Source organism: Hahella sp. CR1 (assembly GCF_029813005.1).
Taxonomy (GTDB): Bacteria; Pseudomonadota; Gammaproteobacteria; order Pseudomonadales; family Oleiphilaceae; genus Hahella.
The window spans coordinates 452,540-467,293 of sequence record NZ_JAPELK010000002.1; the positions used below are offsets into that span (position 1 = coordinate 452,540).

The 14,754-nt window shown below is 53.7% G+C and carries 10 protein-coding genes; 6 read left to right on the forward strand and 4 right to left on the reverse strand.

Annotated elements, in window-relative coordinates; genetic code table 11:
* Positions 1-77: 77 nt before the first annotated feature.
* Complete coding sequence (locus ONV78_RS07565) at positions 78-1,004, reverse strand: choice-of-anchor A family protein (protein WP_216737130.1); 927 nt, start codon at positions 1,002-1,004, stop codon at positions 78-80.
* A 306-nt stretch (positions 1,005-1,310) separates the two neighbouring features.
* On the opposite strand from ONV78_RS07565, the gene ONV78_RS07570 reads away from it, so the two are divergent.
* The 3 genes from ONV78_RS07570 (at position 1,311) to ONV78_RS07580 (ending at position 6,126) form a co-directional block, all read left to right on the forward strand.
* Entirely contained in the window at positions 1,311-4,007 is a 2,697-nt protein-coding gene (locus tag ONV78_RS07570) for a CHASE domain-containing protein (protein WP_279502312.1), read from the forward strand.
* A gap of 108 nt (positions 4,008-4,115) precedes the next feature.
* A complete protein-coding gene (locus ONV78_RS07575; protein WP_216737132.1) occupies positions 4,116-4,991 on the forward strand; it encodes a hypothetical protein in 876 nt (291 codons plus the stop codon).
* A gap of 307 nt (positions 4,992-5,298) precedes the next feature.
* Entirely contained in the window at positions 5,299-6,126 is an 828-nt protein-coding gene (locus ONV78_RS07580) for an ATP-grasp domain-containing protein (RefSeq protein WP_279502315.1), read from the forward strand.
* Between the two features lie 27 nt (positions 6,127-6,153).
* Here ONV78_RS07580 and ONV78_RS07585 read toward each other — a convergent pair whose 3' ends face one another.
* From ONV78_RS07585 to ONV78_RS07595, 3 genes are all read right to left on the reverse strand, one after another.
* On the reverse strand, positions 6,154-6,828 hold the full coding sequence (locus ONV78_RS07585; protein WP_279502317.1) for a site-2 protease family protein: 675 nt from the start codon (positions 6,826-6,828) through the stop codon (positions 6,154-6,156).
* Between the two features lie 83 nt (positions 6,829-6,911).
* Positions 6,912-9,098 (reverse strand): bifunctional serine/threonine-protein kinase/formylglycine-generating enzyme family protein, encoded by a 2,187-nt coding sequence (locus tag ONV78_RS07590; RefSeq protein ID WP_216737135.1) that lies wholly within the window; start codon positions 9,096-9,098, stop codon positions 6,912-6,914.
* Between the two features lie 21 nt (positions 9,099-9,119).
* A complete protein-coding gene (locus tag ONV78_RS07595) occupies positions 9,120-9,422 on the reverse strand; it encodes a hypothetical protein (RefSeq protein WP_279502322.1) in 303 nt (100 codons plus the stop codon).
* 499 nt (positions 9,423-9,921) lie between these two features.
* On the opposite strand from ONV78_RS07595, the gene ONV78_RS07600 reads away from it, so the two are divergent.
* From ONV78_RS07600 to ONV78_RS07610, 3 genes are all read left to right on the forward strand, one after another.
* Positions 9,922-11,766, forward strand: a complete 1,845-nt coding sequence (locus ONV78_RS07600; protein ID WP_279502324.1) for a carotenoid oxygenase family protein — start codon at positions 9,922-9,924, stop codon at positions 11,764-11,766.
* Positions 11,767-11,839: 73 nt separating this feature from the next.
* Entirely contained in the window at positions 11,840-13,453 is a 1,614-nt protein-coding gene (locus ONV78_RS07605) for a D-arabinono-1,4-lactone oxidase (RefSeq protein WP_216737138.1), read from the forward strand.
* 150 nt (positions 13,454-13,603) lie between these two features.
* Positions 13,604-14,638, forward strand: a complete 1,035-nt coding sequence (locus ONV78_RS07610; RefSeq protein WP_279502325.1) for a hypothetical protein — start codon at positions 13,604-13,606, stop codon at positions 14,636-14,638.
* Positions 14,639-14,754: the final 116 nt, after the last annotated feature.

The window sequence follows — 14,754 nt, forward strand, 5'->3', positions numbered from 1 at the left end:
GCTACCATAAAAAAGGCCCCGAATTCGGGGCCTTCTCTCATCGTATTTTATTCACAGCCACTGACTGTTTTTACTGGTTACGCCTGCGGTTTGCGACGCAGTGCGCCAGCGCCTACAACCGCTAACGCGGACAACATCAGGCCAAAGGTCGCCGGCTCAGGCAGCTCCACATTGTGCTCATAAGGATGCCAGTTCAGCTGGTTGGCGCCTTGCCAGGAGTGCGCAATCACCTGACCGTCAACATGACCGCCGTTAGCGAAGATATCCGCGCCCGGAGCCAGAATGGTTCCATAGAAGCCTGCAGCCAGGTTGATCTGCGTCGCTTCATAGAAGTTGAAGATCACGCTGGTTTCATTACCCACCCAGGACCAGTCGCTGGCTTTGATTTTGTAGTCTGCGGGGTCAATGTCGATAACGTCGCCCGCCACGTTGATGATCAGCTCCTGGTGCTGGCCGATATCTTTGGCGAAGAAGCCCCAGACCGATTCGAAGTCCTTCTCGCTGATATTGAAAATCTGCTGACCGCCAGAACCGTCGCCATTGAAAGTCAACGCGCCCCACTGCTCAGTCACGCCAAGGGAATCCGCCAAAGACAGCTCTTTTGACAGTTGCGTCAGCTTGGCGAATTCGGCGTCGAAATTAATCGGCAATACCGCATGATCCTTCACGGTTCCAAAAATGCCCGCGCTGGCGGTGGTGAATTGCCCGCCAACCAGAGCGTCGCCGTGGATATCGCCGCCAACATGGCTGTAATCGCCGCCGACGACAATCGCCAGTCCATCATTTTCGCGGAAAGAGTTCAGCGTATAACCGGTAAGGCTGGCGTTACCGCCCACCGCCAACGCGCCTTCACTGTCATTTGGGGAAGACGTGAAATCGCCATGGAAGAATCCGTTGTAGTTCGCCGCCGCGCCGAGATTGACCGGCGTCGCGTAAGTGTTAGCTGAAATAGCCGCACTGAAACCGACAAGTGTGATTGCGTAAAACTGTTTTACTGAGATCATTGACCACCCTGACACATCAAAAAGAAATCCATATGAAAAAGAGGGGAAAGCGCCTGCGGCTAAATGTTTGACACTTCTAAAAGAAACTACCTGTCACCCTTTGCTAAGGCATGCGCATCATACCGGAGTCAACCCGCCAAACCCACGAGGAAGCCGTTCCCAAGGGTAAACAAATGTAAAAAACTGTAAGTGATTTCAACGCGTTAAATGCCCTAGGGTTATATCCGGCAACCGTGGCGCAAACTTGTGTCTATAATCAATCTGACGCTGATCATTTTTTAGCCCAACAGGAGGTTGCCTGCGCCTATGGCGAAACATCAGTGGCCATCGCAGCTCAGCGTTCTGGCTCCGGCGTGCGCCCTGGCTATTGCCTATTTCCTCACTGCCCGCGCCGGTTTGCTATTGTCACTGCCCGGCAGCAACGCCAGCCCGGTATGGATACCCGCAGGCATCGCACTGGCGGGCATGATCCATTATGGCCGCAGCATCTGGCCCGCCATCTGGCTGGCGAGTTTCGCCGCGGAGCTGGTATCGCAGCAGGCGGACTCCTTCAGCAAGGTCATACTGGCGCTCGCCATTTCCATCGGCGCGCCGCTGGAGGCGGTCATCGGCGCCACCCTGATTCGCATGCGCGCGGACTTCAGTCCCTCTCTGGAAAAAAAGCAGGATGTGGCGCGCCTGCTCATACTCGGCGGACCGGTGGCCTGCGTCACCAGCGCAACTCTCAGCATTGGTCTGATGGCCAGCCTGGGCGTCATACACATCCAGGACGCAGGCGCTCACTGGCTGGCGTGGTGGTTTGGCGACACCTTCGGCGTCCTGATCTTCGCCCCGATTTTGTTACTGTGGCTGCAAAAGGAAAACAGCACGCTGAAGCGGCGATTGCTGGTGACGTTGCCTGGACTGGCGTCTTTCACTCTCGCGGTGATTTCTCATTATTATCTGGTGCAGGCGGACCAGAAACAGATTAAAGAAGACGTGCGCCAGCAGGGCGTGCAACTACGCTGGTCCACCTTCAACCAGATACAGGGGATCACCAACGCCGTCAGCGCTCTCGCCCTGCTGTTTGAGGGCTCCAAGGTCATCGTGCCGCAGGACTTCGAGCGTTACGCCTCACAGTTTCGCAACTTCCATCGCGACATCAGCGGTCTGGGTTGGGCGCCCTATATTGATAAAGCCAGTCGCTCTAATTTCGAGCATTGGGCGACATTGTTGCTGGAGAAGGACTATCAGATACGCGAGACCCTGGGCCAACAGCAGATTCCCGCTTCGGAGCGCAATTTCTATGTGCCGGTGTTGTATGTCACGCCCAATAATGAAGTCACCCGCGCGGCGCAAGGCTTCGACCTGTATTCCAACGCCATACGCCGCAGCGCCATTCTGGAGTCCATGCGCAAGGGCGAACTGACGCTCACGGCGCCAATCACGCTAGTAGGAAATTACGGCAAAGGCGCCATCTGTATTGCGCCGGTTTACTCCAGCCCGCCGCAAAGCGCCAACTCAGATCAGAAGCGCCGGATTATGGGATTTGTCGTAGGGTCGGTTCAGATCGGCAATCTGATTGATCGTTTATCCCAAGACATCAATCTTGAACTGTTTCATATCGAGATCTTCGATATCACTGAACCTGAACAACCCGAAGCGCTGTTCATTTCCCGCCAGAGCGAGCCGGACAATCCTTTGGAGGATATGTTCACGCAAACCATGCAGATGGATATATCTGGACGAGTCTGGCGAATATCCATAACGCCGACGCGTTTATTCATCAAACAGGACGCATCCATCACCCCCTGGATCGCATTGATACTGGCCGTCCTGTTCGGAAGTCTGCTCACCGCGGTTTTACTGCTGGAGACAGCGCATACTGTAAAGATAGAGAAAGAGGTCATCGATCAATCACAACGACTGGTCAAAGCGGAAACCCGTTATCAGGAATTATTCACGGGGTTAAAACAGGTGATCTTTCAGGCCGATAAAGCCTATCAATGGCGAGTGCTCAACCCTGCCTGGAGCGGCCTGACCGGGGAAAATCCTGACGACGCCGTCGACCGTGAAATGTTTCACTACTTTCACCCCGATGATTGCGACAAGCTGAGAGATGCGCTGCAGAAAATCGCCCGGCTGGAAGAGTCCAGCCTGTTTCTGGAGCTGCGCCTGAACGCCCTGCAACTGGAGCGGGCGCCCTGGGTGGAAATCCATCTGCAGCGCAGCAAAGACGCCAGCGGAAAAATGGATGGCTATAGCGGTTTCATCGCCGACATCAGCGAACGCAAACGTCTGGATATCCTGAAAAACGAGTTTATTTCTACGGTTTCCCATGAACTACGCACGCCGTTAACCGCCATTAACGGTTCACTGGCGCTGCTGGATTCCGGCCGCCTCGGCCTGCTTCCCGATCAGGCCAAACAAATGCTGCATATCGCCTACAGCAACTGTGAACGCCTGCTGCGCCTGATCAACGACCTGCTTGATATCCAGAAAATAGAGTCCGGCGGTCTGGAGTTCAGTTTTGAACGCCTGGACCTAAGAGATCTCATTGAGGAGGCCTTAAGCGCCAATCAGCAGCTCGCGGAAAAAGCCTCCGTCACCCTCGCCTTTGATCCACCTGCTTCGCCCGCGCTGGTGAAAGCAGACCGGGATCGTTTGCGGCAAGTACTGGATAACCTGATCTCCAACGCCGTCAAATTCTCTCCCGCCGATGAAGCCGTGTCGCTGACATTGAATGCTCACGCCCACTATTGGGAAGTCTCCGTGCAAGACCAGGGGCCGGGAGTGCCGCCGGAGTTCCGCAATAAAATCTTCCAGAAGTTCGCCCAGGCGGACAGTTCCGACACCCGCCTCAAAGGCGGCACCGGCCTGGGATTGAGCATTTCCAGAGAAATCGTCCAGCGTCACCACGGCCAGATCGGCTACCATTCCGAACCTAACTGCGGCGCCACCTTTTACTTTCGCCTGCACGCCTTAACTAACGGCGCGGTGTGGGAAGCCCAAGCGTCCTCTTAGGGCGAAAATCTCGTAATATTCTTGCTGAAACGACCTTTCTTTGACTTTCAAATGCTTTAATTTTCTAATATTTCCCTTTTATCAGCCCAATATCGAAGGATAGGCCGCATGCCGTGGACCTGGGGATTTCTACGCGTTTCTTTTTTCGTCTGGATTGCGCTAAGCATCGTGCTGATCGCAATGATCGTCAGCATTTTCAGTTCACCGCTGCAGGATATCCTGCACCCGGAAGCCGGCAAAAGCTGGATCGCCGCCATTGATCCACGCATCGTCGCCGTGGTGCTCGGCGCCATCCTGATTCAGATTCTGATTCCCGCCGCCCGCTATTACCTGACCTTGATCAATGCGCAGCAACAGGCGCTGGCGCAAATGGACGCGTTGGTGGAAATGCTGTTCGAAGACTTCGGCCTGATGTTGTCCACCCGCAAGGAAATCGATGAAGCCGTGAAAGCCATCGCCCGTAAGTTACAGGTCAGTCGTTGGCGACGCTGGCTGCCGCTGGGCCTGACGCGGCCGTCGGAAGATCTCAACATCGACAGCAAACGCGCGCTGATGAACGGTTATTTGCAAACGCCTTTCGATAACTATGTGCGCCACATTCGCTCCCAGTTCGAAGCCTTCCGCAACGAACTACCGCAATATCAAAGCGACGCCAGCAAAAAGCACAAAGGGCTGCCCTATCAGTACTATCTTTCCACCTCAGAAGGCCTCATGGACTCCTGCAATCTGGAAAGTCTGCCCAAACATCTGAAGCCAGCGGCCATGCAGTTCATCGCTCATGACAAGTACTGCATTAAGTCCTGCAACGACCTGTACAGCGACCGCTATATGAAAATATCTATTGAGACTGGCGACTACGACAGATTCGAAAAAGCTCAGGTCGGTTTTATCGAAATGGAATGCCGCAAAGTGCTGGAAACAGCGGTTTATCTGAAGGCGTTGATCAAACTGGCGAGAAAAAGATGGACGCTGTTTCTGGACTGAAACGCGAAAGTTAAAGCTAGATCAATTAAAAAGTTAAGCGAGTATCAATTAATTAGGCGAGGCCCTGAAATCAGGGGAGACAAGAATAACTCGGCTGGCGGAAGCAGGATGCTTCAGTTTATCTTTCACGGGGCATGCGCATAAATCAGCTCCAGAAAACGTCAAAACCTAAGTTCTTAAGCGAGTATATAAGCATGCCGGACGATCTTCAATGGCGCAGGCGATGAGTTACGTCTCTATTTGTTTCATACGCTTATTCATACGTCAGTCATCAGTCAGTTTATTCACACGGGTCGTCTATCAAATCATGAGTGAACAGCCGTCTAAGAACGCATCAAACACGTCTGCAGACCTGCTCTGGGTCGTGCAAAGCAACCTTGGCGACAGCGATGACGCAGCGAAGATAGAATCCTCCTGCCGCGGGCTGGGCTATGACTGCGCCATGACCCGGGTCATTCCGTTCGCGACGGACCTGCCTGATATCCCGAATGACAGACCGGCTATTTTCTATGGCTCTTCCAACTTCATCACGCCCGCGCATCGCTCCGGCAGATGGAGCCCCTGCGCTTACTTCGATGAGCGCCAGTTTTTGTTCTCCGAAGCTCTTCGCCATTATGGCGACCGCCTGTTAAACGCAGACGCCCGGATTCTGACCATGGAACAGTTCGCACAAAGCGGCGCTGACGACGAGGAAGTCTTTTTCATCCGACCGGATGGCGATTTAAAAGAGTTTGCAGGAGCGATCACCACCTTCAAAGCCTTCAAGGAGTGGGCGGATAAACTCAGACCCGGCGGCTTCACGGTGGATTTGTCGTTGCCTATGGTGGCGGCGAAACCCAAAGACATTGAACATGAGTGGCGTTTGTTTATCGTTGCAGGAAAGGTCGTCACAGCCAGCCATTATCGCGCTGACGGTAGAATGCAGGTCTCGGCTGGCGCGCCTGAGGCGGTAATCAAATTTACGGAAGCAATGGCGGCCACATGGAGTCCGGCTCCCGTATTCGTCATGGACGTTGCGGTCTGCGCCGGAGAGCTTTATGTATTAGAAATTAACGGCTTTAACAGTTCCGGCTTCTATGCCTGCGATATCGAAACCATCGTGCGGGAAGTCTCCGCCTATACACTCTCCCACTAACAGACCATGCTAGCTGGCGGCGTGAATTCAACCGCCGGTGAACGCACGCCAGATAAAGACGGCGTAGGCGCCAATCCAACTCAACGGCAACAGCAGTCCCGGCAGGATCAGCCAGAGTATCCATTTCGGCTGTGCTTCCGTTTGACGCGGCTGGCGCAACGCCATCAACGCCTGTCCGCCGTTCATATGAGGCAGCGGCAATAGATTGCAGGCGGATAGCTTGGTCGCCACCAGGGCGAATAGCAGGATGAAGTTATTGCTGGCGGCGAAAGCGGCGCCTTCGCGTAAATATTCCTGTGCAACGGACAAGGGACTGAACGCCCCCAGAAAAATCTCTACGAAGGCGGCGCCGAAACTACGCCAGCCGTCCTCGTAAACGCCCAATGCGAAAGCCAGCACAAAGAAGCATCCAGAAAGCGGGATGACCGCTCTGATCCAAGCCGGCTGGCAATCGTAGGCGTCAGGCGCCGGTTTAACGTCATCCCTCTCACCTCGCTCTTCTCGCGTATCCTTGAGTTTGACGTAGCCCGCGAGAAGAATTGCTCGAATGCTGACAATGCCCGTCTGCAGCAGGAGAGGTCCGGAACCGATACTGATCTCCCTGACTCTGACGCCAAACGCTTTTGCGCACACAGCCATCAAGGTCAGGTGTAGAGGCATGTAAAGCAGAACGGCGAGCAGTAGGGCTATCTCAGGCGGCATCGATAAACTCCGATCACAGCTTTATTTATGATCGGCTAGAGTACCGCCCTGGCTGACCAAAGCAACCCGAGAATGGCCTCCTCTTACTGAGAGGGGGCTCCTGCGGCGGGAGCCTGGGTCGGCGTCTCCACCAATCGGAACCCGTTCACTTGATAGCGGACATCAACGCCATTGGCGTCGCGACTGACCAACTGCATTGACTTAGGCGGACTGTACCAGGAGCCGCCACGCAGGACGCGGCGTCGGCAGTCTCCCGCCGTGCGCGCGGAGCCATCCGCTGGAACGCCTTTCATGGACTCACTCCAACAATCCTGCACCCACTCCCACACATTGCCATGCATGTCATACACGCCCCATTCGTTAGCGGGGAATGAGCCAACTGGCGAAGTGAATTGCCATTTATCGGCGCCGCTCACCAAGCCGCCACAACAATCGTCCTTACCGTAATTGGCGAACTTGTGGCCAACCTGATCCCCCCAGGAGAAACGCTTGCGACTGCCTGCGCGCGCAGCGTACTCCCACTGCGCTTCCGTGGGTAACTGAAAGCTTCTGCCGGTTTTGGCGGTCAGCCAGGCGGCGAATTCTTCCGCGTCATTCCAGCTCACGCTGATCACCGGATTACGTCCCCGGCCCCATCCGCGATCATCCGCTTTATTCGTGCACCCGCCATCGGCGACGCAGGCGTCCCACTGCTCAAAGGTCACTTCATAGGCCATGATCTTGAACGGCGTCAGCGTCACTTCCTGCCCCGGATTGCCGCCCCATAATACGCCGCCGTCATCAAAGCCCATGCGGTACTTGCCGCCAGGAATATCGACAAAGGCGATGTTCAGGGATTCCAGCGCATCCTTCTCAACCAAAAACACCTGTTCGGTAAACTGCTCTCCACTGATTTCCGTCCATCGGGTCAGCTTCTCATACCCCGGCGCGCTGACTTCCAGCAAATAGCGGCCTGGGTCCAGCGGAATACCCTCTTCGTACTTAGGCTGAATATTGAGAATACGAATTTTCGCATCCACAGGCGTCACATCCACCGTGAAGGCGGTTTTAGCCGGCTTCAGCGACACATAATGCGAACGGTGGTCGGCGCTGTGATTCAACATAAAGGTTTTCGGCCAGAATCCTTTAGCGGTCACCTCAACCTCATAGTCACCCTCAGGGAGCGAAGCGCCCGGCGTATAGGCGCTCTCCTCGCCGGCGAACTTCACTGTCGCCCCTACCGGCTCCGTCACTACCACAAAGGGAAAAGTCGGTGCGGGCCGGGTCATATTTTTATACGCCCCATATCCCACTACCGCAGCAATCATCAAGGCGACGCCTAACGCGCGCCAGACGCCGGAAGACACAGAGCCGCCCCTTTCCGTTCTGCGCGTGGAGGTAGGACTCTCCTGCGCCGCCGTTTCGCCATGAGCCGTTTTTAACGACTCGACGGTAAACAGACAGGTTGCTTCCGTATCCACCGGGACATTTTTAATCGCTTCCAGATGGGCGCGAAACTCGTCCAATGACGACAATCGGCGCTCTGGCTCCTTCGCCAGCAGCAAGTCCATCAACTGCTGATACATGCGCAGATGCAACGGCAACGGCGGCGGCGGTTCCTGTTTGTGCTTGATGCCCAGACTGATCGGATCGGTGGCCTCGAACGGTACGGCCCCCGTCAGCATCTGATAGAACACGATGCCCAGACTGTACCAGTCGGCGCGATGATCAAGCTGTCGTCCCATGGCCTGCTCGGGGCTCATATAAGGAGGCGAGCCCAGTATCGAGCCTGTCGTGGTGAGGTCGCCGCGATGATACAGGGATTTGGCGATGCCGTAGTCCGACAGCACCGGCGTATCATCCGCGCGAAACAGAATATTGCCCGGCTTGATGTCGCGATGAATATAGCCCAGCTTGTGGGCGTAATTCATGGCCTCCGCCAACTGCAGAATAATGCGCGTCGACTCTTCTCTGGTCAGGCGACCGGAACGGATACGCTCCGTCAGCGAGCCGCCTTCCATGAACTCCATGGAAATAAAGAACGTGTCTTCAAAAGGCGCAATGTCGTATATCTGGATGATATTCGGGTGATTCAGCTTGGCGGTGATTTGCGCTTCCTGAATAAACCGTTGACGAAACTCTTTGTTGAGACAGATAGCCGGAGAAATAATCTTGATGGCGACGATGCGGTCCGCGAGAAGCTGTCTGGCCTTAAACACTTTGGCCATTCCGCCTTCAGCGACTTCATCAAGCATTTCATAGTTGGGAATTTGAGGAGATACGGTGATCACGCTGCAGCTCCAGTCCATTAGTCACTTATCGGTCATTCGATGTTCAAGCATACCGGCGTAAACGGAGCTTGAGTCCTTTCCTTCAGAAAGCGCGTGTGCACGCATTTTCAGGGTATGTCGGGCGCGAAGCGCGCCGCTGATGATCCGCGCCCTAACCAAGGGCGACATGCCCGCATTATGACAAACAGAATTTAGAACGTGAAGCATTGCGCCTGAAAGCCCTCCCATAATTAATGCAGTGATCATCATGGCGACGGAAATTGACTGGGCAGTTAGGATCCGCATCCATAAGCGATAAGTTATCACCATTACTTTCAACAACATGGACAACGCGTCGCGGGACCTTCCTCCGCACGCTATTTCAAGGGCGACACCTTAATCAGTTTCGGCGCTGAGCTCGATTGGCCGTTTACCCTAGGGACTGTGGACAATCGTTAATTCCGTCGTTATATCCGACAAAAACGAACTTATTGCTTTCGTTAATTGGACATTTAATGGCCATATGCTATCCCTTATAACTGTGATGCGACTATCAGTCATGTTTTCTTCATTCGAAGAAGCGTGAGTCAGATGTAATCCCAAACGACCGGATCGAACGACCGGCCGGACAGGGACCAGCGCCCTGCCCCGCCCAAGGTTATGCACATGGATAAGTTGGATCGCCCCATCGCAATATCCTCTTCATGTCGCCTCGCCCGGATTGAATAACTACGCCGTCTATTAACTACGGAGAACACCATGCCTTGTTCATAGGGCGCCCAGCTCTTTTTATTTAACACCGTTCATATTTAACGTTTCTATTCATAACGCACAGGGAAAGAGCATGAATCGAAGAGATTTCATCAAGACAGCCGGAGCCGTCTCACTACTGCCTAATGCGGCGCTGGCGTACTATCCCTCTTTGCCGGAGTCCTCATTTCCGACTTCGATTATGCAAGGAGATCTGACCCCATCCGAGGGGGTGCTGGACATCATCGCCGGCGCCCTGCCTGGCGACATACATGGCCATGTATTTATGGCGGAAGGAATTCCGCTGGAGCGCAATCAGCTGACGCCCACGGGCAAAGGCGCCCTCACCCGCCTCGACTTCGGCCCCAATGAGACAGCCTTCAAACGCAAAATGATCGAAACCCATTCGTCCATCATGCAGGAGCATGTCAGCGGGTTATTCGACAAATTTTATTTACTGGGAGGCACGGTCTATTACAGCCCGAATCTGGGCTTTATGAACTACTGCAACACCGCGCCGAATTATATGGGAGATAACCGCTTCGCACTGAGTTACGAGGGCGGCCCTCCCTATGAGTTTGACGCCGTGAGCCTGGACTTGATTACGCCTGTCGGCAATCCCGGCGAGTGGCGCACCAGCCTTCCGCCCATCGCAGACGCTCTGACCCCAGATAAGTGGCTATTCCCTCAAGTGCGCACCACCGGGCATCCGTTCTTTGATCTGGAGCGCAGCGAATGCTTCACCATCAATTACGGCGGAGTCATCGGCGAGCTGGGAACTTCCGACGGTTATCTACGCCTGATCAGGTGGAATCTGCAGGGGGCGCTGGAGGCCTGGAACGTGGTCAGTCGTCAGGGCGCCAACGCTTATTTGACCGCCACCGCCCACTCCCTTGGCGTCACGCGCAACCATATTCTCATCTTCGAAACCGCGGCCAGGGTGGAAGCCACCCGCATCATGGGAACCCGCATCGTCATTCCGCAGAAGCACCGCACTCCCGTGTGGATCATCCGCAAAGCGGATCTGGCCAGCGGCGCGGAGCAGGTCGTTGCGGATTATATCGAGCTGGACTTCGATACCTCCGACATCATGTGCAACTACGACGACTACGATGGTGAAGTCACCCTATACGGACAGTATCTGGGAGCGATGGATAAGTCCGAACAGCAGTTTTACCTTGAGTTGCTGCACTTCGGCGGCTGGGTTCCTTCCGAGGTAGCCGGGTATCCCACCGCGCCGGTGGATGTCGGCGGACTGGTGCAGGCGCGCATTAAAGTCAGCGCTGATTCCGCCTGGGAGATCAAAGAAGATTTTCGCCTTATCCGCGATGAATATCTGTTGTGGGACATGAACGACCCGGCCTATCGGGGGCATTTCCAGTTCCCAGAAACCTTTGACCATATTTACTGGGCCGCTATTGGCTATCGTCCCGAACACCTGGTCAAACGGGTGGCTGACGCCTATCGCAAATATCCCAACCGTCTCTTCAATAACGACAACCTGCCGCAAACCGCCATTCCTTCTGCGCTGGTGCATATGGATTGCCGCAACATGCTCATTGCGGACGCCTATCAGTTCCCCGAAGACTGCGTTATGCGCACGCCGCAGTTTATGTCGCGGCCAGGCTCTCTGGCTCAGGATGACGGCTATATCTTCACCGCCGTCGTTCGCAAACACCCCAGCGGCCCTCAGTCCAATGGCAAAGAGTTCTGGCTGTTCGACGCGCGCAATCTGGCGCAGGGACCGGTGTGCATACTCGGACACCAGGATCTGAGCTTCGCCACCACCAACCACGCCCTATGGCGGCCGGAAATCGGGCCGCGCCCGGCTGACGCCTACAAAGCCGATTACGCCGACTTTTTCCGCGAAAAAATGCCATGTCACTCACAACAAGTCAGGGAGGTCTTAGAAACCTACATTCTTCCGAGATTCAGCTAGACGCATATCAGGCAGTTCATGAATGCGCTGGTTCGGCCCACAAAAAATAAGCATAAGTTTTTGGAGAACGAACATGACGCGTATAAAAACCAGTCTTTTATTGCTGATCCTAATTCTTGTTTCCGGCTTTTCCGTATCCTTGTACTCCCGCAATCAGGAGTCCGAAAAACTTCAGAACTACCAAGGCACCTATGAGTGCTCGCCTGGGGCCATTTATGACCCCGCATCGATAGAAGAAGTACAGGACATCGTCCGCAACGCGCTGGCCGAAGGCCACACTGTGATGACCGGCAACCGCAAGTTCGCCAGTCAAATTGACGCCGCCTGCACGCAGGACGGCGAGGTCCAGATCACCTTGAAAAACATGGACAAGGTCGTCTCCTTCGACGCCAGTTCCAAAACTGTCACCGTACAGGCGGGCATGCGCTTCAATGACTTGAACGAATTCCTGCGCAGCCAGGAGTTGGCGGTGAATATGGTGACGGAGCTCGGCACCTTCACTATCGGCGGCATGCTTGGCAGCGGCACCCATGGGTCCACCCTGGCCAAGCCCAGCAATATGATCGCCGATTATGTCACGGAGCTGAAAATCGTCGACGGACTTGGCGATGTGCGCACGCTCACAGGCGAACAACTTAACGCCGCCCGGGTGAATCTTGGCGTTCTGGGCGTGGTGGTGGAAGTGACCATCCAACTGGAAGACGCCTTTAAAGTCGCCGCCAGCGTGCAAGGCTTTCGCTTCGACGACAAGCTGGAAGACGTTATCCTCAATATCGCCCGCAGCAACTATTCCGCCAATATCGCCTGGTTCCCCGGCCTCGGCAGATACACTGTCACCACCTACAACCCTGTGCCGCTGGATACTCCCGGAAACGCCTACAACGCTCAGGCCGACGTCTCCGACGCCCAGGAATTCTTCTTCGGATTGCTATTTGACGCACTGCACGAAGTGCCAGGGTCCGGCTTGCAATGCCTGGCGGCGGCGGTGAGATTCAGCAGTCGCTCCACCTCTTATTATCGCGATGTGGACACAGGGAAAGTGCTGGAGTCCCCCATTGGCCACTCTGATCGCATGCAATATTTCAAATGCAGAGACCCCAATAAATGCATCTGGGATCGCTTGCCAATCGCCCTGCAGGAAGTCGCAATCCCTATTGACGATTTACCTTCATGGATCGCTGACGTTAGAAAAATACTCGCTGCGCATCCACGCACCTGCTTTCCTCTAAACGGCATTTACTTTCGTTTCGGCAAAGCCTCTCCAAGTTATCTCGGCATGAACGCAGGGCGCGACTCCGCCTATCTCGGCATCGAATACACGCTGAGACAGGAAGGCGCGGCGGTTCCCAAAAACTATTTCGTAAACCTTGAAATAGAACAAATGTCCTTACGTAAATATCACGCGCGACCGCATTGGGGGAAAAACTCCGTGGCGATATTTGAGGATATGCCGACTCGCTATCCTAAATGGAATGACTTCCTCGCGTTTAAAGCGGAAGTAGATCCTTACAATATTTTCACAAATCCATTCTGGCGCAGAGTCAGCGGCGAAGATCCGCTCAACAATTATTTAACTCCAGGCTGTAATGCAAGAGGCGAATGTTATTGCCAGGCGGATGAACATTGCGCAACAGGAACCTCCTGCACCTCCGGAGCCTATTACGGCGACGCCAATATATGTCGATAAAGAAATATATATAACGATGTATTAATTCGGCAAAAAGACCGCCAGCTACGTCAGTTCAATATATGTACGCCGGCGGTTTTTCAACCTACCTGGAACTAGACCAAAAGATATAAATCTTTTTATGGATAGCAATTTATCCGGAGATTGAAAATGATATTACGCGCCTTAACCGTATTAATGACTTTGTTCATTAATTATGCTGTCGCCACCACTTTGGACGATATTAAGCCACATTCACCAACACAAAGCCCTTGGAATGAGCAGTGGTTTTATTACATAAACGATCCAGCCGTAGGCTATATAAAGGTGAGCCTGCAGACTTACATCATGGGCGACGCACCCAGCCTGCAGGAAAAAGGCTATATTCACGTGGTGTTTACGCCTCGGGTGGGGGCGACCAGGGTCTATGACTATTTTTTTGACGATGTGCAGCTATCTGACGGGGACCCAGAGGAACCCTACTCATTCAGCTATAGCATTCCAGGTGTGGTGGAAGCGAATCAGAACCGCATTGAGCTGACCCTTCCGGACCTCTATTTCACGTCCGAGAAGCTAGGCTCCGACAAGCATTATTGGGGTTGGCCAAACCCAGGAGCGAGCCCCTTTGGATTATTAGCTGCGCTACCTTTTATTGAAAATCAATGGTTCGTTTTCAGCCTGGGAACGCCGACCCGTTATGTTTACAGCGACCCTAATAGTAGTTTTTCTGGTTCAGGCACGGCTTATATTGATCGGCAGTGGAGCGTTGATCAAGCTAGTAGCTTTGCCTTCATTATGGCTACAGATAAAGACGTGAACCTTTTAGTTTCAGGCGGGCGCGATGGAGCGCTGCCACTTGAGCTATGGGCTGGTAGATACCTATCAGACACCCAAAACGTGACACTTCATCCATCTTTACAAGGTTTAAGCGTACATAGAACAATCAATGCGTGTGAAGGTAAAATAACAGTTGAATTTAGTAAACTTACGCATAAACTTGTGGTCCAGGCCGAGGCCGACCCGGCAGACTTTTATGTTTCCGAAATGCCGTCCACAGTCGTTTTTAATTCAGCCCAACCTGCTATGAAAACGATGAATGCAGAAATATCCGTTGACTTATACCGCTTTAATAAACTGGTGGAGCAAACGCATTTGCCGCAGGGAATTTTAGAGTTTGGCGGAGATTGGTATTGCGGTCGCAAATAAACAATCTAATTGAAAATATGGCTAAATGTCCGATTTACGGAATACAAAATAATCGTTAGTTTAGTCGCCGATCCTCGTTCTTAGTTTTATTTAATAAAAAATATGTAATCTGATCA

What these genes read in the sequence shown, in the direction of transcription:
- ONV78_RS07575 (WP_216737132.1), top strand. Translation starts at nt 4,116, where the DNA reads ATGCCGTGGACCTGGGGATTTCTACGCGTTTCTTTTTTCGTCTGGATT.
- ONV78_RS07580 (WP_279502315.1), top strand. Translation starts at nt 5,299, where the DNA reads ATGAGTGAACAGCCGTCTAAGAACGCATCAAACACGTCTGCAGACCTG.
- ONV78_RS07610 (WP_279502325.1), top strand. Translation starts at nt 13,604, where the DNA reads ATGATATTACGCGCCTTAACCGTATTAATGACTTTGTTCATTAATTAT.
- ONV78_RS07605 (WP_216737138.1), top strand. Translation starts at nt 11,840, where the DNA reads ATGACGCGTATAAAAACCAGTCTTTTATTGCTGATCCTAATTCTTGTT.
- ONV78_RS07585 (WP_279502317.1), bottom strand. Translation starts at nt 6,828, where the DNA reads ATGCCGCCTGAGATAGCCCTACTGCTCGCCGTTCTGCTTTACATGCCT.
- ONV78_RS07570 (WP_279502312.1), top strand. Translation starts at nt 1,311, where the DNA reads ATGGCGAAACATCAGTGGCCATCGCAGCTCAGCGTTCTGGCTCCGGCG.
- ONV78_RS07595 (WP_279502322.1), bottom strand. Translation starts at nt 9,422, where the DNA reads ATGTTGTTGAAAGTAATGGTGATAACTTATCGCTTATGGATGCGGATC.
- ONV78_RS07600 (WP_279502324.1), top strand. Translation starts at nt 9,922, where the DNA reads ATGAATCGAAGAGATTTCATCAAGACAGCCGGAGCCGTCTCACTACTG.
- ONV78_RS07565 (WP_216737130.1), bottom strand. Translation starts at nt 1,004, where the DNA reads ATGATCTCAGTAAAACAGTTTTACGCAATCACACTTGTCGGTTTCAGT.